Below are 18,181 nucleotides of genomic sequence, written 5' to 3' on the forward strand. Positions count from 1 at the left end.
CAGGCGCGCCAGCGGTGCAACAATTACAAATGACCAGACCCGGCCGGTGCGGTTTTACACGTCAACCTGGTGTGGGGCGTCCCCGGCGCCCACGTTGGGTTATCGACCGGCGCGCCAGCGCGCGGTTGCGTGACGCCATGAATGCGCACACCCCTACCCCCGCACCCCTTATCCTCAACGTCGACGACCGCGAGGGGCCGCGCTACGTCAAGAGCCGCATCCTGCATCGCGGCGAGTTCTCCGTGATCGAAGCCTCCACCGGTCATTCGGCGCTGTCGCTGGTGCGCCAGCACGCGCCGGCGCTGGTGTTGCTGTCGGCGCGCCTGCCCGATATCAGCGGGCTGGAAGTATGCCGGCTGCTCAAGGACGATCCGCAGACCGCGCGCACGCTGGTGCTGCTGACCTCGCCCGGCCTGGCGCAGTCGCGCCAGCGGGTCGAGGCGCTGAACTGCGGCGCCGACGGCTACCTGGTCGAACCCGCCGAGCCCGAGGAAGTGCTGTCGAGCATCCATGCGCTGCTGCGGCTGCGCGGCGCCGAGGACGCCTACCACCGCACCTCGCAGGCGCTGCACGAGAATGAAGACATGTTCCGCCAGCTGGCCGAATCGATGGCGGACGTGGTCTGGATCCTGGATCCCGCGGCAAAGCGCCTGCTGTTCGTCAGCAGTTCGTTCGCGGTGCTGTGGGGCCATTCCGCCGAACAGTTGATGGAAGATCCGCGCCGCTGCCTCGACCGCCTGGTGCCCGCCGACCGCGCGCGCGTCGAAGCCGCGTTCGAACGCATGTTGAGCGACGGCCGCATGGATATCGAGTTCCAGATGACACGCCCGAACGGCGAACTGCGCGAAATCCGCGCGCGTGCTTTCCCCGTGCGCGGCGCGAGCAAGGACGCGGAACCCGCAGGCGCCGAAAACAGCCCGCCGCTGCGCATCGCCGGCACTTGCCAGGACGTGACGCAGCACAACCGTGCCGAGCGCGCGCTGCGCGACGAGGAACGGCGCAAGGACCGCTTCCTGGCGATGCTCGCGCATGAGCTGCGCAACCCGCTGGCGCCGCTGCGCAGCGCCGCGGACCTGCTGCAGCAGCTGTCGCCGTCGCGCGAGGACATGTTCCGCGCGCGCGACGTCATCGGCCGCCAGCTGCACCACCTGACGCGGCTGGTGGACGAACTGCTCGATATCTCGCGCTTCAACCAAGGCCGCATCACTCTGCGCCAGGACCTGGTGGAACTACGCACGGCGCTCAATACGGCGGTGGAGGCGGTGCGCCCGGTGCTGGACGCCTACCGCCACACGCTGCGCCTGTCGCTGCCCGAGCAGCCGCTGCCGGTGCGCGGCGACCTGGTGCGGCTTACGCAGATCTTCAGCAACCTGCTGCACAATGCCGCGGCCTACACGCCCGCGGGCGGACAGATCACGGTGGATGCCACGCTCGACGACGCGGGCCACGTGATCGTCAATGTGCGCGACAACGGCACCGGCCTGTCCGAGGCGCTGCAGCGGCAGCTGTTCGATCCGCTGGCGCCGCCTGAAGACGGCGCGCCTCCCGAGCCTGCGCACGGCGCCTTCCCCCATGAGGGGCCCGGCATCGGGCTGACGCTGGTGCAGAAACTGGTGCGCCTGCATGGCGGCGTGATCCGCGCCCATAGCCCCGGCCCCGGACAGGGCAGCACCTTCACGGTGACGCTGCCGGTGGAGCCCTGGCAGAAGTGGCATCCCGGCACCGGCAAGGCCGCGCCGCGCAGCGGCGTGCCGCGCCGGATCATGGTGGTCGACGACAACGTCGATGCGCTCGAGGCCATGACCATGACGCTGCAGACCCTCGGCCATACCGTGGTGACCGCCCCCGACGGGCCCAGCGCACTGGCGCGCGCGCCCGCTGCACGGCCGGAGGTGGTGCTGCTCGATCTGGGCATGCCCGCCATGGACGGCTTCGAGACCGCGCGCCGGCTGCGCGCGCTGCCCGAAATGCGCGGCGCCACGCTGGTCGCGCTGACCGGCTTCGGGCAGCCCGAAGACCGCCGCCGCGCGCTGGAAGCGGGCTTCGACCAGCACCTGGTCAAGCCGGCCGACCTCGACGCGCTGATGCGGCTGCTGGATGCGCTTGACACCGAACGCGCGTAGCAGCCGCAACCGAACCACCCTGCAACAAGGAGCCTCCGTGCATACCACGCCTGAACCCGACATCCCGACGCGCAAGCCTGAAAGCCCGCCGCCGGAGCAGCCTCCGGGCACGCCCGAACCCGAACCCGTGTCCGACCCGCCTCCCGGCGATACGCCGCCTGCGCCGCCGCAACGTGCAAGCCGTGCCAGCGCGCGCCCGCGCGCTTAGCGCAAAGGAGCCGTGAAGTGTCCCGCATCATCTGGAAAGGCGCCATCACCTTTGGCCTCGTCAACATTCCTGTCGTGCTGCGGCCCGCGTCGCGCAACCAGACGCTCGACCTGGACCTGCTGGACGTGCGCGACATGGCGCCGGTGGGTTACCAGCGCATCAACAAGAGCACCGGCAAGCCGGTCGACAAGGAACATATCGTCAAGGGCTACCAGTACGCCAAGGACGAGTACGTGCTGCTCAACGACGAGGATTTCCGCCAGGCCAATGTCGAGGCGACGCAGACGGTGGATATCGTTAGCTTTGTCGAGGCGGGAAACATTCCGCCCTACTACTTCGACACACCGTACTACCTTGAGCCCGACAAGCGCGGCGAGCGCGGCTACGCACTGCTGCACGAAACCATGCGCCGCACCGGCCGCGCCGCGCTGGCGCTGGTGGTATTGCGTGCGCGCCAGCACCTCGCCGCGGTGCTGGTGCACGACGATGCGCTGGTGCTCAACACCATGCGCTTCGCCGACGAAGTGCTGCCGATCTCCGAACTGCGCCTGCCCAAGGCGGCCAGGAGCAAGGCCACCGGCGCGCACGCGCGCGAGGTCGAGATGGCGACCAAGCTGGTCAAGGACATGAGCGAAGACTGGGAGCCCGAGCAATACCGCGACACTTACCGCGACGACCTGATGGCGCGCATCGAGGCAAAGATCGAATCCGGCAAGACCCACCAGCTGACACAGCCCGCAGCAGAGGAAGAGACCCCGCGCCAGGGGGCCAAGGTCATCGACATGGTGGCGCTGCTGCGCAAGAGCCTGGATCACCGCGGCAAGGGCGGCAAGGCGGAGGAAGAGCCGGCGCGCGGCAAGGGACGGGCAAAGGCCGAAGCCGAGGACGCCGAAGAGGAGATCGAGAGCGAAGGCCGCACGCGCCGCAAGGCGCCTGCGCGCCATGCGGCGGCCAAGAAACAAACGACGGCCAAACGGGCTGCGGCGCCGGCAAAGCGTGCCGGCACGGCCACCAAGCATGCGCCGGCGAAACGCGCGCCGGCGGCGCGCAAGAGCACCGGCACTGCGCGGAGGAAGCAGGCGGCGTAGCGCCAACGAACTCCGACGCGGAAGAGGAGATCGGTTTTGAGTGCGCCAACGCCGCCCGAGCTTGCCTAAGCAAGGTGTTCTCCCTCTCCCCTCATGGCCTCAGGGGGAGAGGGACCGGGGTGGTCTAGCTAGGAACCACATCAAGCGGGGCGTTCGGTTTTATCCAGCTCGACGCGCTTGAAGCGCCCCCTGCCCTCTCCCCCTGCCCCCCCTCACCGCGCCGACACCTTCAAGTTGTCATTCACCGACGACACGCCCTCCACACCACGGATCGCATCCAGCGCCATGTCGTGCTGCTGCTTGCTGGGCACCGTGCCGGTCACATCGACCTTGCCATTGGTTGTCTTCACATGGATGTCGGTGGACTTCAGATCCTTGGTCGCCAGCAGCTTGGTCTTAATCTTGGTGGTGATGGCACCGTCCTCGACCGCCTGCTTGGCCTTGTCGACGCTCTCGTCCTGACCGGCACCGCGATCGGGGTCGGCGCGTCCGGGCATGCCCGGTGCGGAATTGACAGGCGCCGCGGGCGCATTGTCCGCCGCAACGAAGATCAGGCCGCTCTTGTCGAGTGCCAGCGCGCTGCCGGCAGCCGCCGCCAGCGCTGCGGATACACAGGCCATCCGCCAAGTGCGCGCGGAGGTTCGGGGAATTCGCATGGCTTTCTCCTGTACGGGTTCCCAGTGCGTTTGCCGCTACGCCTGACTCGCACGCCGCGCGAACCACTGGTAAGGCATTTTTGTGCAAGCTCCGTACCCGCGTGACCTTGGGCCGTCACGCATGCCTTACGACGCTCCGCGTGTGTAAATCGGGCCACCTGTTGTAAAACCGGACTACCTGCCGCAGTGCCTTATCCGATCCATGCGACCCGGGACGGGCGGCGCGCGGGTGCTGTCGTGCTTGGCATGGCGATTGCGAAACAGGCTATGCGGCAGTTCGCCGCGCCAAGGAGACTAGCAATGGGACAGCAGCAACAGCCGGGTCAATCGCAGTCGGGCCAGAAGCAACAGGAACAGTCGCAGACGGGCCAACGCGGCAGCCAACAACAGCCAGATAAACAACAAGGCGGCGGTCAGATGGGTAACCAGGATCGCAAGCAGGATCAACAGCAACAGCAGGATCGCGGCAGCTCGCAACCGGGCCAGCAAGGCGGTCAACGCAGCGGTCAGCAAAGCGGCCAGGGTGGCCAGCAAGGTGGCCAGCAAGGTGGCCAGCAAAGCGGTCAGGGCGGACAACGCCAGCCGTAAGCCAGTCAACCAACCCCAGTAGCTGACGACAACAGCAGCTATCCGGGTATGTGCGGCAGCAACATGCGGTGTTGCCGCAGGGGCATACGCCGGAAATTGACAGGCCGGAACTCCCGCAAGGGGGCCCCGGCCCTTTTTGTGTAGCCGCGACGGCGGCACGGCCTGGGCACGCCGGTCGCATCCCGTGTATGCTGGCCGTGACATCCTCCTTGCAGCGCCACCGCTCTTGTCCAGCTTTACCGACCCCGCCGCCGGCCGCCCTCCGCAGCGCAAGCGCGGTCCGCTAGACCATCTCTCCAGAAAGCTGCGCGAGCGTGCCGGCGCGCACGTGCGCGCGCTCACGCGCAGCAACTCCGGCCTGAGCCTCGACTACGACAACCCGCCCGGCGACCCCGGCCTGTTCGGCCCGGACGCGGTCTGCTGGCGCGTGCACGCGGACTTCCCTTCGATGCTCGCCGGCGGCGTCAGCGCGCTGCTGCTGCAGACGCTGCATCCGCTGGCGCTGGCCGGCGTGTGGGACCACTCGAGCTTTCGCACCGACATGCAGGGGCGCCTGGGGCGCACCGCGCAGTTCATTGCCGGCACCACCTACGGCAGCCGTGCCGATGCCATGGCGTTGATCCAGCGCGTGCGGCGCATCCATGCCGGCGTGGTGGGCGTGGCGCCGGACGGGCGGCACTATGCAGCCTCGGACCCGGCGCTGCTGACATGGGTGCACGTGGCCGAGGTGTCGAGCTTTATGGCGGGTTACCTGCGCTATGTCGGACCGCTCGGCGAGGCCGAACAGGACCGCTACTACGACGAGGTCGCGCGCATCGCGCTGATGCTGGGCGCCACCGGTGTGCCGCGCTCGCGTGCCGCCGTGCAGGCCTACCTGGAAGCGATGCGGCAACAGCTGCAGGCCAGCGAGCGCACCCGCGAGGTAGTGCGGCTGGTGCGCAGGATGCCGGTCGCCAACCCGCTGCTGCAGCCGGCGGTGCGCATCATGGCCGATGCGGGCATTGCACTGCTGCCGCAGTGGGCGCAGCACGAGCTCGACCTGGACGGGCCGTCGGTACGGCGCCCCGCCGCGCTGGCCGGCATGCGCGTGCTGGCGCCGGCGCTGCGCTGGGTGCTGGGAGCCGGCCTGGCGGCACGCGCGCGGCGACGCGTGGCCCGCGGCGAAGGGGCCCCTGCCGGCTGAGCGCGCGACTGCGCTGCGCTATTCCGCGGCAGCCGCTGCGCTGGCGGTGCTGCCAGGGCTGCCCCGCAGCACCTTCTCCGGCAGCCGCGCCACCAGGAAGGGCGCCAGCAGCGATACCCCCGCACTCATCAGGAACAACAGCCGGAAGGCGTGCTCCGCGGCCTGGCGCACCGCGGCGGTATCGCCATCGGCCTGGCCGCCCGCCATCACGCGGTGGAACATCTGCATCAGGATGTCCTCGCCGCCGCCCAGGTCCGTCATCGCCACGCCGCCGTGCCGCAGCAGCGCGATTAGCACCGTGGTCAGCACCGCCACGCCGACCGCGCCGCCCAGCATGCGCGAGAATCCGGTCAGCGCGGTGGCCACGCCCACGTGTTGCAGCGGCACGGCGTTCTGCGTTGCCACCAGGCCGCTGGGCAGCTGCAGGCCGATCGCGAAGCCCAGCGCCACCATCACCAGCGCGCTCAGCCATACCGAGCGCGGGTCGACAAAGGCGAGCGCCACGATCGCCAGCGGTGCCACCAGCGAACCCGCCATCTGCAGCGGCTTGTAGCGCCCGCTCCAGGACATCAGCCGCCCGGCCGCGAACGCGCCGAACGGGATCGCCAGCGTCAGCGGCACCAGCCGCAGCGCCGCGGCATCGGCCTGCGCGCCGCCCACCACCTGGAAGCGCAGCGGCAGCAGCACCGACATGGCGATCAGCTGGAAGAAGCACAGGAACAGCGTGATGCAGCAGATCGCCACGGTCGGCACGCGCAGCATGGCCAGCGGGATCACCGGGTCGGCCGCGCGGCGCTCCTGCCAGACGAAGAGCACCAGCGCGGCAAGCCCCGCGACCAGCATCGCCAGCGTGTCGGGCCGCCACGGCGACTGCCCCTGCCCGAGCCGCGTCAGGAACACCAGCACGCCGCTCAGGCCCGCGCCGAACAGCAGCGCGCCGATATAGTCGATGCGGTGCCGGCGCCCGCCCGCGGGCAGGTGGCGCAGCGCACGACGCACGGTCACGAGCGCGAGCAGCGCCAGCGGCAGGTTGATCCAGAAAATCCAGCGCCACGACAGGAAGTGCGCAAGATAGCCGCCGATCACCGGCCCCGCCATGCTGGCCACGGCCCACACGCCGCTGACATAGCCCTGGTAGCGCCCGCGCTCGCGCAGCGGCACCACGTCGGCAATGGTCGCCTGCGATACGGACAGCAGGCCGCCGCCGCCCAGGCCCTGCAGGATGCGCGCGAGGATCAGCTGCGGCATGGTCTGCGCCAGCGCGCACGCGACCGAAGCCAGCAGGAACAGCACAATGGCAAAGGACAGGACCGAGCGCCGGCCCAGCACGTCGGAGAGCTTGCCGTAGATCGGCGTGGTCACCGTGGACGCCACCAGGTAGGCGGAGATCACCCACGCCATGTTGTCGAATCCGTTGAGCTGCAATGCGATATCGGGCAGCACCACGGCGACGATGGACTGCTCCAGCGCCCCCAGCAGGATCGCCAGCATCAGCCCGAAGATCACCTGCATGACCGGTACCGGCGGAAGCGAGGCGGTAGTGGAAGCGGAAGCGGAAGCGCTGGCGGCCGCAGGCTGCGGCGGCTGGGGGGAGACGGCGGTCATGGGCACCTGCGGACGGCGGGATCGCGGCCGGGCGCAACGGTACCTGGGGTACGGGGGCGCTGCGTGGTGGCCGGGCCTGCTCTTGTTGCGTAGTCAAGGAGAGCGCCTATTGTAGGCGCTTCGGGCAGCCGTTGCTGGCGGGGGTGCCGGTGCCGATGCTGCTACCCAGTCAGAAGGTTTCCCATTCGCCCGCGTCGGCCATGGCGGGCTGTCCCGCGTGCCGGCGCGGCGCCGCTTGCAGCACCGGCTCCTGGCGGCGGTGGGTGACGGGCGGGCGCTGGCGGGTCGGGGTGGCCGGCGCCCGCGCAGGCAGCACGGATTTTTGCGGCTTGCGTTCGACCGGCGGACGGGTCGCGGCGGGGACTGCCGGCGCGCGCCCGGCGGCTGGCCTGGATTGCGGTGCGGGCGGTCTGGATTGCGCAGCGGCCGGTGCAGGCCGGCGTGCGGGCGCGGCGGCGGTTGTTGCCCGGGCGGCGGGCTGCGCCCGTACCGGCGCGGGCCGCGCGGTGCGCGGGGCAACCGGTGCCGGCTCGGCCGGCATGGCCGGGGCCGCGGCCCTGGCCGGCGGGGCGGTGCGGGGGTTCATGCGCGGCGGGGGACGCGGGGTGGGACGCGGGGCGGCCACGGGAACGGCTGCAGCCATCGCGGCAGCCGCCTCGTGCGGCGCCTGCGACGCCTCCGCTTCCACCTCGAAACGCCCGACCTCGGTCACCAGCCCGTCGGCCTGGTGCAGCAGGCTGTGCGCGGCCGCGGCGGCCTGCTCCACCAGCGCGGCGTTCTGCTGGGTCACGCCTTCCATCTGCGTGACCGCCAGGCTGACCTGTTCGATGCCGGCGGTCTGCTCGGTGCTGGCCGCCGAGATTTCGCCGATGATATGCGTCACGCGCCCGACGGCGCCGACGATGTCGTCCATGGTGCGGCCGGCCTGCTCGGCCTGGCGCGCGCCTTCCTGCACCTGGCGCACCGAGCCGCCAATCAGCTCGGCAATCTCCTTGGCCGCCGCCGAGGAACGTTGCGCCAGGCTGCGCACCTCGGTCGCCACCACGGCAAAGCCGCGCCCCTGCTCGCCTGCGCGCGCGGCTTCCACCGCGGCGTTGAGCGCCAGGATATTGGTCTGGAAGGCGATGCTCTCGATCACGCCGGTGATTTCCGCCACCTGCGACGAAGACTTCGAGATGCTGTCCATGGTCTGCACCATCTCGCGCACGGCGCGGCCGCCTTCGGAAGCGACCTCCGAGGCGTTGACCGCCAGCTGGCTGGCCTGGCGCGCGTTGTCGGCGTTCTGGCGCACGGTCGAGGTGAGCTGCTCCATCGACGCCGCGGTCTGCTGCAGCGACGCGGCCTGCTGCTCGGTACGCTGCGACAGGTCGGCATTGCCGCGCGAGATCTCGCGCGTGGCGCCCTCGATCGAGCCCGAGGCGCGCTGTATCCCCTGCACCAGCCCCGACAGGTGGCCGAAGGCACGCTCCAGCGCGGCGAGCATGCGCCCGGTCTCGTCGCGGCTGCGCACCGCGACGCGGTAGCGCAGGTTGCCGGTGGCGAGCGCCTCGGCCGCTCTCAGCGCCTGGCGCACGGGCCGCGTGACCGAGCGGGTGATGGCGATGCCCAGCACCACGGCCAGTGCCACCGCGGCCGCCGCCATGCCCAGCAGCAGGTTGCGGGTCCAGGCATAGCTGGCGCCGGATTCCTTCACCGCCTCGACCGCGCCGGCACGGCCCATCGCCGCGATGCCGTCGAGCTGCTCAAAATATGGCCCCTGCGCGGCCGGCATCGTCACCACCAGCGCGGCGCGCGCGCCGGCGAACGCACCGGCGCCCAGCTGGCGCAACACCATGTCGAGCTGGCCGTCGTAGGCCTGGCGCGCCGCGTCCAGGTCGGCAAAGCGCTTCTGCAGGTCGGCGCGGCCGGTCGCGGCCATCGCCTTGACCATCGCCTCCAGCGCCTGGTGCATGTCCTTGCGCAGCGCCTGGATGCGCGCTGCGTTCTGCGCGGCCATGGCGGGATCTTCGGTCAGGGTGGCGTCGCGCACCATGATGCCGATCTCCTGCGCGTCTTCCTTGACCCGGTTCAGGTCGAGCACCTTCAGCAGGCGCCCCTCCACGGTCATGCGCATCGCGTCGTTCATGCCGCCCAGGGCAGCCACGCCCGCCACGGCGATGCCCACCAGCAGCACCACCACCAGGAAAAAGGCCAGGGACATGCGAACCCCTACGCCAAGGTTTCGGAACCATGCCATCACAACGCTCCCTCCTGAACTGGATATGTTTTGTCCGTATGAGCGCGGTCCTGCCAGCCAAGCGGCAGCGCTGGCGGTCTATCGGCGTCCAGCGGACACTTCTTGAAGGGAAATGAGAATTGATGGCAAAAACCCCCGCTATTCGGACCCGCTATTCGGAGGTTTGCGCAAAGCCGCGGCGGCTTCTAATCTCGGTGGGCATTCCGAACGGTCGGTTAATTCTGACCGCAGCGCCATAGAGCGCGGCCCGAACGACGTGGCCCCCCCCCAAAAAAAAAGCCCACGCGCGGGGTGCTCGTGGGCTTTCCAGGACTGCTTGAGCCAAATGGCTCTGGTGATGAATATAAACGCGCTTACATGAGGTGTAAATCCTGTTTCTTTCAGGGGATTCCCTTATGACAGTAAGGGCCTGTTTGCGCACTTTTAGTATTTTGCACCCCGATGCCACATCGGGCATATAGCAGGGGTTGGCGATTTTCCTCAGATTCCATGGCACGACTGGGCTCGCGCCCGCTCGCCCACCGCAAGATTGTGCGGACGCGAAGTCTGTTACAATACCCCGCACGAGATAGCAAGGTTTTTTGTAGAGCGGCGCCTCTAGTTGCACAACGATGCTCCGCCCGTCAAGGTTTGTAAAACTTTGTTACCCTCGAACCTGAAGTACTCCCCTTCTCTTCTGGCAGCGCCAACCGCCGGCACCTGCGTGACGTCCCGGGGTCCGAGCGCCGGGCCCGGCGACACCGTGGCCCCGACGGCCAGCCCCACAGCCGGTACCGAGAGCGGATGTTTCTCCTGCCGCCTTGGCCGTGCCGCTCCCCATGCCGCCGGCCAACGGACCGTTATCAGCCGCCAGAACCCTTGTGGGCTCTTCCGGAGTCGTTGTGAAGAAGAAGGAAAGCGGGCCCAAGCGAACTCGCCGCAAACAGACGCAGTTCCAGCAACTCGCGGCACATTCCAACAGCCGCGCCCCGGTGGTCGTGCACCTGTCCAATGGCACGCGGCTGCAGGGCATCGTCCTGGCCACGGACGACTACATGCTGCTGCTCGGCCGGCAACTGGACGACAGCCAGCCCACCCTGGTCTACAAGCAAGCCATTGCGCTGATCACGCCGGCCGCCGCTCCCGGCACCCCGGGCGCCGACGTGCCCGAACTGCCCGCGCCGGTGACCCGGCCGGACTTCGTGCCTATCTATATACCGCGCACCCGCAAGCGGCGCTGAGGCTGGCGCCGCCGGCGCGCCTGCCACGCCCCTGCCACGCCCCTGCCACGCCCCTGCCACGCCCCTGCCACGCCCCTGCAACGCCCCTGCCACGCACTTCCACCCGTCCCGCGCCACCCGGCGGGACCCCTTCGTTCGCCCGTCGACACCCCTCGAACTATCGCAGAGATCACTCTAAACCTTTGCCGAGCCCGGTCGATAACCCAAGCAACGGAGGCACTCTACGCCCTGCAAAGCAGGCAGCCAACGTTACGGCACTAGCCGGAATGCCCAAAACTTTGCATATAGGAGTCGTACCATGGCGCAAGTCATTAACACCAACTCGTTGTCTCTGATGACTCAGAACAACATGAACGCTTCGCAATCGTCGCTGAACACGGCGATCCAGCGCCTGTCGTCGGGCCTGCGCATCAACAGCGCCAAGGACGACGCCGCCGGCCAGGCCATTGCGAACCGCTTCACCTCGAACATCAACGGCCTGACGCAAGCCCAGCGCAACGCCAACGACGGTATCTCGCTGGCTCAGACGACCGAAGGCGCGCTGACCGAAGTCACCAACAACCTGCAGCGTATCCGTCAACTGTCGGTTCAGGCTGCCACCGGCTCGAACTCGGCTTCCGACCTGAAGTCGATCCAGGATGAAATCGGCCAGCGCATGTCGGAAATCGACCGCCTGTCGGCACAAACCGACTTCAACGGCGTGAAGGTGCTGTCGTCGACCGCCAAGGCCATCAACGTCCAGGTCGGCGCTCAAGACGGCCAGACCATCGCGATCAACCTGCAGGAAATCAGCACCAAGACCCTGGGCCTGCAGAGCTTCAACGTGAACGGCCCGCAAGCCAAGACCGGCGCCACGTTCAGCGGCACGGCAACGATGGTCGGCACCACGGCCGACGCCGCCGTCGCCGACTTCCAGAAGGCCTACGGCTCGACCACCAACGTCTCGACCAGCACGGTTTCGGAAAAGACCGCTGGCACGCTGGCCACCACGCTGGGCATCGCAGCCGGCAGCATCTCGATCGGCGCCAACGCCCTGGTCGACAAGAACGGCAACTGGTTCGCTGAAGTCCAGATCACCCCGGCATCGGCTGCCGAAGCCCAGGCCCTGAAGAACCAAGGCATGTCGGGCGCCGTCAGCGGCACCACGATGTTCACCTACGTGGCTCTGGACCCGGCAGCCGCCGACACCTCCACCACCGCGGGCACCGCCGCCTTCAGCCTCGACACCAGCAAGCTGACCGCCGCCAACCTGACGGCCGGCGCTTCGGCAACCCCGATGGCCACGCTGGATGCCGCCCTGCAAAAGGTGGACGACCTGCGCAGCTCGCTGGGTGCAGTCCAGAACCGCCTGGATTCGACCATCTCGAACCTGGGCACGACGGTTACCAACCTGTCGTCGTCGCGTTCGCGCATCCAGGATGCTGACTACGCAACGGAAGTGTCGAACATGACCCGCGCCAACATCCTGCAACAAGCTGGTACCTCGGTCCTGGCCCAGGCCAACCAGACCACGCAAGGCGTGCTGTCGCTGCTGCGTTAATCGACACGTTAGTCGACTGAAGCACAGCGCCGGAGCCGGGCCTCGCGCCCGGCTCCGGCATGGAATGTTTCCCCAGGGCTCCGGCCCTGGGAAAGCATTCCAAGAACCTGACGAGTCCAGACGATCATGGCTACTGCCGCTACCCCTTCGTCCGTACTGCCGCCCGCGCTGGCCAACCAGCCTGCCGGGCGCCAGGACCGCCGCGTCCCCGGCATGCCTGCCGGCGAGGCCGCGCAGGCCGCGCCGGAAACTTCGGCCGCGAACGGCAAGCCGCCGTTGCCATCGCTGGACGCCGCGCTGGAACGTCTCACTGAAGCCTTGCGCACCGCGTCGGTCAGCGTCCAGTTCGAGATCGAGAGCAGCAGCCACCGCGTCATCACCAAGGTGATGGACAAGGCCAGCGGCGAAGTGATCCGCCAGATCCCGACCGAAGAGCTGCTGCGCATCTCCGATGCCATGACGCAGCTGCAAGGCCTGTTCGTGAACCAGACTGCCTGAGCCCTGGTAGCAGAACATCGGCCTCAGAATTGAAGTAGCACCCTGGAGCAAGAAGACATGACAACAATCTCTAACCTTGGCGTCGGTTCCGGCCTTGACCTCAGCACCCTGCTCGACAATCTCACCGCCGCCGAACAGGCACCGCTGACGGCGCTCAAGCAGAAGCAGACCAGCTACCAGACCAAGCTGTCGGCGTACGGCCAGCTGCAAAGCATGCTGGCAGCGTTCCAGGGCACGGCCAACCAGCTCAGCAAGCCGAGCTTCTTCAATGCGTCCACCGCGACCTCCAGCAATACCGCCGTCCTGACCGCCACCGGCAGCAATACCGCCGCGGCCGGCAACTATGCGATCAATGTCACCGCGCTGGCGCAGGCCCAGTCGCTGGTGAGCGGCGGCCAGGCCAAGCAGGACGTCGCCATCGGCACCGGCACCATCCATATTGACTTCGGCGCCATCAGCGGCGGCACGCTGGACATCGATCCGGCCAGCCCTACCTATGGCAAGTACAGCGGCGCCAGCTTTACCGCCAACGCGGGCTCGACCGGCTTCGACATCAAGATCGACAGCAGCAACAACACGCTGCAAGGCGTGCGCGACGCCATCAACAAGGCCAACGCGGGCGTGACCGCCAGCATCATCAATGACGGCTCGGGCACGCCCTACCGCCTGGTGCTGACCTCGAACGCCACCGGCGCGACCAACAGCATGAAGATCTCGGTGACGTCGAGCGACGGCACCAACGCGCTCTCCAACCTGGTCGCCAACGATCCGGCGGCCGCGCAGAACATGCAGCAGACGGTGGCCGCGCAGAACGCCAAGCTGACCGTCAACAACATCGCCATACAGAGCGCGAGCAACCAGGTCAGCGGCGCCGTGCAGGGCGTGACGTTGTCGCTGGTGCAGACCGGCACCAGCAACGTCGGGGTCCAGCGCGACAACACGGCGATCCAGAACGGCGTGCAGGCCTTCGTCACCGCCTACAACAACCTGCAGAAGGCAGCCGCCAGCCTGTCGGCCTACGATCCAAGCTCGCAGACCGGTTCGGCGCTGACGGGCGACACCGTGCTGCGCGTGGTCCAGTCGCAGCTGCGCGGCGTGCTCAACACGCCCCAGCCGGGCAGCGGCAGCAGCGCCATTACCACGCTCGGGCAGGTTGGCGTGACCTTCCAGCTCGACGGCACGCTGTCGCTGGACACGGCCAAGCTGACCAAGACCATGAACGAGAACCCCAGCGGGGTCGCGGCGCTGTTCGGCAATGAAGACGGCAAGAGCGGCTACGGCAATCAGCTCAGCACCACCATCACCGCGCTGACCAGCAGCAAGGGCGCGCTCACGGCAGCCACGGACGGCATCAACCGCAGCCTCAAGGACCTGAGCGACCAGTACGCCGCGACCGAGATCCGCGTCAACGCCACCATCGAGAACTACCGCAAGCAGTTCACGCAGCTGGACATGGTCATGGCCCAGATGAAGAACACCAGCAGCTACCTGACGCAGCAGTTCAATGCCCTGAACAACTCGTCGAGCAGCAAGTAAGTCTTAACCGGAGCCGATCGTCATGTACGCGCGCAACGCCATCAACGCCTATTCCCAGGTCGGGGTCCAGACCGGGGCCATGAGCGCCAGCCCGCACCGGCTGATTGTCATGCTGTTCGACGGAGCGCGCGCGGCCATCGCCAGCGCCCGTTTCCACATGGATGGCGGCGATATCCCGGCCAAGGGCAATGCCATTTCCAAGGCCATCGACATCATCGTCAACGGCCTCAATGCGGTACTGGACCATGAGGCCGGAGGCGACATCGCCGCCGATCTCGCCGCCCTGTACGACTATATGTCGCGCCGGCTGATGCAGGCCAACCTGCGCAACGATCCCGCACTGCTGACCGAGGTCGACGGCCTGCTCGCCAACCTCGCTTCGGCGTGGGCGCAGATCGGCGACCAGCCTCCGGCGCAGACACAAGCCCCGACGCCCCTGCTGCTGATGGAGAACTGAGATGCCGTTCAAACTGGAAGCGTCGAGCCCGGTCACCCGCGGCTACGAAGAGCTGCTGCTGCTCTCCGAGCAGATGCTGGAGGCGGCGCGCGCCGGCAACTGGGACGCGATGAGCGAGCTGCAGCAGGTCTACGTGGCGGAGGTCAACCAGCTGCGCGCCCTCGGCCCCCATCCCGTGCCCTCCGCGCAGGAGCGCACCCGCCGCTATCAACTGCTCGAACGCATCCTTGCGCACGACGCGGCCATTCGCCAGATCGTGATGCCGCAGATGTCGCGGCTGGAAGCCCTGCTGGGCAGCTCGCGCCGCAAGCAGGAGCTCGGCCAGGCCTACGGCGTGGCCATCTGAGCCGCATCGCGGGAGCCAATCCCAGCCCCCCGGGGTGCTGACTGCCGGCCACGCGATCGCGACTTCTCGTCTTACTGGCATACATCATGACCGGCCTGCTCCTGCCTCCCGACGCCGCACTGACTCCGCGTCCCGATACGCAGACACTACGGCCACCCCTGTCGGTCAACAAGCTTGCCGCGCTGCTGCCCACGCCGGATGTCACCGAGGCCAATACGCGCAACGCCGGGCAAGCCGGCAATGCCGCCATCCAGGGCCGGCAGGCGCAGACAGCCGGCAGTGCCGTCCCTGGCAGCGGTCCGCTCGGCACCACCTCGACACGTGAAACCCTGAGCTTTGCCGCCCGTACCATCCTGGACCTGTTCGGCAGGGTTGAGGAAGGCGCGCCGCGTGCCAATGCGACGCTGATGCCGGCGCCGCCTACCGCTGCAAGGGCCGCCGCGTTGCCCACGGCCCTCGCGGCGCTGGTGGGCAACAGTGGCCTCTTCTATGAATCGCACCTGGCCGAGTGGGTCAACGGCGCGCGCACGCTGACGGCAGTCAGGCAGGAGCCGCAGGCGTCGCTGGCGAAGCAGGATGCCGCGCCGGATCAATCACCGGGACGGCCGGTCGCGCTGCTGCCGGCTCCGGCGGCCAGGCCGGACGCTGCGATCAGTCCTGGTTCTGGTGCGGACCCGGGTGCGGCCGCGAGCGGGACCACCGGCAGCCCCGCCGATACGCTCGCCCGTGCGCTCGCCATGCGCGCGGCACTGCCGGAGACGCAGGCAGAGGCAATACGTGGCCGTCCGGCGGAAGCCCACACAACCTCATCACTACGGGATGCGAGCCCGGCCGACCAGGGCGCGCTGGCCCCGCGCAGCCTGGCCCATGGCCCGCAAACCGGCATCGGGCCTTCGGCCACGCCGCAACAGGGTGCGCAGTTCTACCAGGCCATGGCCCGCGCCGGCGAAACACCGCCGGCTCCGGTTCGCACGGCAGAACACCAGGACAACGTCCTGAACAGCGCTCCGCCCGGCACCGCGCCCGCCGGTCCCGCTGTGCATCCGGGCGCCGAGGGACTGGTACGCCAGCAACTCGAACTGCTCGCCTCGCAGCAGTTTCGCTGGATCGGTGAAGCCTGGCCGGGCACGCATATGGCGTGGGCGATCACCCGCGAGTCGGTCGAAGACGAAGACGCGCGCGCAGGCCAAGCGATCCAGACCTGGTCGACGCGCCTGCTGCTGGAACTGCCCGAACTGGGCACGGTGGAAGCGCGGCTCAGTCTGACGCCTGGTGGCCTCGGGGCGCGCCTGGTTGCAGGCGCCTCCGGCGTTGCCGCGCGCTTTGACGATGCCCGCGGCAAGCTGCAGGAACGCCTTGCCGCCAATGGCATCGAGCTCGTTCAGTTCGTCGCAGGCACCGGCGCGCCGAAGGCATCGCCATGAGCAACGCCGAACTCCCGCGCGGCGCGGCGGTCGCGCTCAAGTATGACCATGTCGACAGCGCACCGCGCGTGGTCGCCAAAGGCTACGGCGTCGCCGCCGAATCCATCGTTGCGCGGGCAAAGGAGGCCGGCGTCTACGTGCATGACTCGCCGGCGCTGGTGAACCTGCTGATGCAGGTGGATATGGACTCCCACATCCCGCCGCAGCTCTATGTCGCGGTGGCCGAGCTGCTGGCCTGGCTGTACCAGCTCGAGCAGGACAAGGCGGCAGACCCCGCTTTCCGGCCCGCAGGCTGAGCAGGACCGGCGTGCCGGCGCCGCCCTCGTGGCGTCAGGCCGCGTCCTGCATGGCCGGGGCGGCAAGCAGGCCCCGCACTGCCGCGGCGACGCGCGCCACGTCCTCACGCCCAAGATTGAGCCCCGACGGCAGGTTCACGCCATGCTCTGACAAGGCATAAGCCACCCTGTTGCGCGCACGCGCCGCCTGCGCCATCGGCGTGGCGGCATAGGCCTCGAGGCTGCTGAGCGGGCTGAATAACGGCCGGCAGTCGATCCCCTGCTCACCCAGACGGCGGATCACCGCGGCCTTGCCGCCCAGCCGGGCTGGCAGGATCGCAGTCACCATCCAGTAGGTATTGCGCACGTCCTGCGCTTCGCTGTTGAGCACCAGCTCGCCGCAGTCCGCCAGCGCCTCGCGGTACCAGCCGAAGATCTCGCGCTTGCGCGCCACCAGCTCCTCGGCGCGCTCTATCTGCGCCAGGCCCAGCGCCGCCTGCATGCTGCTCATCTTGTACTTGTAGCCGACCTCATGGTTCTCGAACATGGTGTCGCCGGGGCGGCGGCCGTGATCGCGCAGCACCAGCACACGCCGGTAGACCGCTTCGTCATCGGTGATCAGCATGCCGCCCTCGCCGGTGGTCAGCGTCTTCGAGCCGTGGAAGCTGAAGGTGCCGGTCACTCCGAACGTGCCGGCGGCGCGCCCGCGAAAGCGCGTGCCTGCGGCCTCCGCTGCATCCTCGATGATGGCAATGCCGTGCCGCTGCGCCACTTCACCCAGGGCCGCGTAATCGGGCACGTTGCCATACAGGTCGACCGGGATCACCGCCCGGGTACGCGGCGTGATGCAGGCGGCGAAGGAATTGGCGGACAGGCACCAGCTTGCCGGATCGATGTCGGCGAACACAGGCGTCGCGCCCACGTAGCTGACCGGCGCCGCGCTGGCGATCCAGGTGCAGTCCGGCACGATCACCTCGTCGCCCGGCCCGATCCCCAACGCCAGCAGGGACAGGTGCAATGCCGAGGTGCACGACGGCAGCGACACCGCGTAGCGCACGCCGTGATACTCGGCAAAGGCGCGCTCGAATCGCTCGTTGTACACGTTGGCGTTGGCGTACCAGGCGTTGGTCACCGCATCGGTGACGTAGGCGATCTCTTTCTCAGTGATCGACGGGCCGGAGACAGGGATGCGCTTCAT

The 18,181-nt window shown here is 68.4% G+C and carries 16 protein-coding genes; 11 read left to right on the plus strand and 5 right to left on the minus strand.

Annotated features, from left to right (window positions below; translation table 11 throughout):
• Nucleotides 1-137: 137 nt before the first annotated feature.
• Both K307_RS17855 and K307_RS17860 read left to right on the plus strand, forming a co-directional pair.
• A complete protein-coding gene (locus K307_RS17855; protein WP_042880069.1) occupies nt 138-2,123 on the plus strand; it encodes a hybrid sensor histidine kinase/response regulator in 1,986 nt (661 codons plus the stop codon).
• 225 nt (nt 2,124-2,348) lie between these two features.
• Entirely contained in the window at nt 2,349-3,419 is a 1,071-nt protein-coding gene (locus K307_RS17860) for a Ku protein (protein ID WP_042880070.1), read from the plus strand.
• 212 nt (nt 3,420-3,631) lie between these two features.
• Here the strand turns inward: K307_RS17860 and K307_RS17865 are convergent, their stop codons facing one another.
• Nucleotides 3,632-4,075: a BON domain-containing protein gene (locus tag K307_RS17865; RefSeq protein ID WP_042880071.1), complete on the minus strand. Its 444-nt coding sequence runs from the start codon at nt 4,073-4,075 to the stop codon at nt 3,632-3,634.
• 294 nt (nt 4,076-4,369) lie between these two features.
• On the minus strand, nt 4,370-4,651 hold the full coding sequence (locus K307_RS17870) for a hypothetical protein (RefSeq protein WP_196251558.1): 282 nt from the start codon (nt 4,649-4,651) through the stop codon (nt 4,370-4,372).
• Nucleotides 4,652-4,889: 238 nt separating this feature from the next.
• On the opposite strand from K307_RS17870, the gene K307_RS17875 reads away from it, so the two are divergent.
• Nucleotides 4,890-5,846, plus strand: a complete 957-nt coding sequence (locus K307_RS17875) for an oxygenase MpaB family protein (RefSeq protein ID WP_042880072.1) — start codon at nt 4,890-4,892, stop codon at nt 5,844-5,846.
• A gap of 18 nt (nt 5,847-5,864) precedes the next feature.
• On the opposite strand, the gene K307_RS17880 is transcribed toward K307_RS17875, so the two are convergent.
• Together K307_RS17880 and K307_RS17885 are read right to left on the minus strand one after the other, a co-directional pair.
• The gene (locus tag K307_RS17880) at nt 5,865-7,451 is read right to left on the minus strand and encodes an MDR family MFS transporter (RefSeq protein ID WP_042880074.1); all 1,587 of its coding nucleotides are present in this window, start codon (nt 7,449-7,451) and stop codon (nt 5,865-5,867) included.
• A 169-nt stretch (nt 7,452-7,620) separates the two neighbouring features.
• Entirely contained in the window at nt 7,621-9,687 is a 2,067-nt protein-coding gene (locus tag K307_RS17885) for a methyl-accepting chemotaxis protein (RefSeq protein ID WP_042880076.1), read from the minus strand.
• Between the two features lie 881 nt (nt 9,688-10,568).
• On the opposite strand from K307_RS17885, the gene K307_RS17890 reads away from it, so the two are divergent.
• The 8 genes from K307_RS17890 to K307_RS17925 all read left to right on the plus strand — a co-directional run bounded on the left by K307_RS17890 (nt 10,569) and on the right by K307_RS17925 (nt 17,004).
• Entirely contained in the window at nt 10,569-10,907 is a 339-nt protein-coding gene (locus K307_RS17890) for an RNA chaperone Hfq (RefSeq protein ID WP_042880078.1), read from the plus strand.
• A 298-nt stretch (nt 10,908-11,205) separates the two neighbouring features.
• On the plus strand, nt 11,206-12,447 hold the full coding sequence (locus K307_RS17895; RefSeq protein ID WP_042880080.1) for a flagellin FliC: 1,242 nt from the start codon (nt 11,206-11,208) through the stop codon (nt 12,445-12,447).
• A 126-nt stretch (nt 12,448-12,573) separates the two neighbouring features.
• On the plus strand, nt 12,574-12,945 hold the full coding sequence (locus tag K307_RS17900) for a flagellar protein FlaG (RefSeq protein WP_042880081.1): 372 nt from the start codon (nt 12,574-12,576) through the stop codon (nt 12,943-12,945).
• A 57-nt stretch (nt 12,946-13,002) separates the two neighbouring features.
• Entirely contained in the window at nt 13,003-14,481 is a 1,479-nt protein-coding gene (fliD, locus tag K307_RS17905; RefSeq protein WP_042880082.1) for a flagellar filament capping protein FliD, read from the plus strand.
• A gap of 22 nt (nt 14,482-14,503) precedes the next feature.
• A complete protein-coding gene (fliS, locus tag K307_RS17910; RefSeq protein WP_042880083.1) occupies nt 14,504-14,938 on the plus strand; it encodes a flagellar export chaperone FliS in 435 nt (144 codons plus the stop codon).
• 1 nt (nt 14,939) lies between these two features.
• A complete protein-coding gene (locus tag K307_RS17915) occupies nt 14,940-15,284 on the plus strand; it encodes a flagellar protein FliT (protein ID WP_042880085.1) in 345 nt (114 codons plus the stop codon).
• Between the two features lie 86 nt (nt 15,285-15,370).
• The gene (locus K307_RS17920; RefSeq protein WP_051974949.1) at nt 15,371-16,708 is read left to right on the plus strand and encodes a flagellar hook-length control protein FliK; all 1,338 of its coding nucleotides are present in this window, start codon (nt 15,371-15,373) and stop codon (nt 16,706-16,708) included.
• The gene (locus K307_RS17925) at nt 16,705-17,004 is read left to right on the plus strand and encodes an EscU/YscU/HrcU family type III secretion system export apparatus switch protein (RefSeq protein WP_042880088.1); all 300 of its coding nucleotides are present in this window, start codon (nt 16,705-16,707) and stop codon (nt 17,002-17,004) included. The genes K307_RS17920 and K307_RS17925 overlap by 4 nt, the downstream gene beginning before the upstream one ends.
• Nucleotides 17,005-17,038: 34 nt before the next feature.
• On the opposite strand, the gene K307_RS17930 is transcribed toward K307_RS17925, so the two are convergent.
• Nucleotides 17,039-18,181, minus strand: coding sequence for a DegT/DnrJ/EryC1/StrS family aminotransferase (locus tag K307_RS17930; protein ID WP_042880090.1), 1,143 nt, complete (start codon nt 18,179-18,181; stop codon nt 17,039-17,041).

Origin of the sequence: Cupriavidus necator A5-1, assembly GCF_000744095.1 — a bacterium.
Classification (GTDB): domain Bacteria; phylum Pseudomonadota; class Gammaproteobacteria; order Burkholderiales; family Burkholderiaceae; genus Cupriavidus; species Cupriavidus necator_A.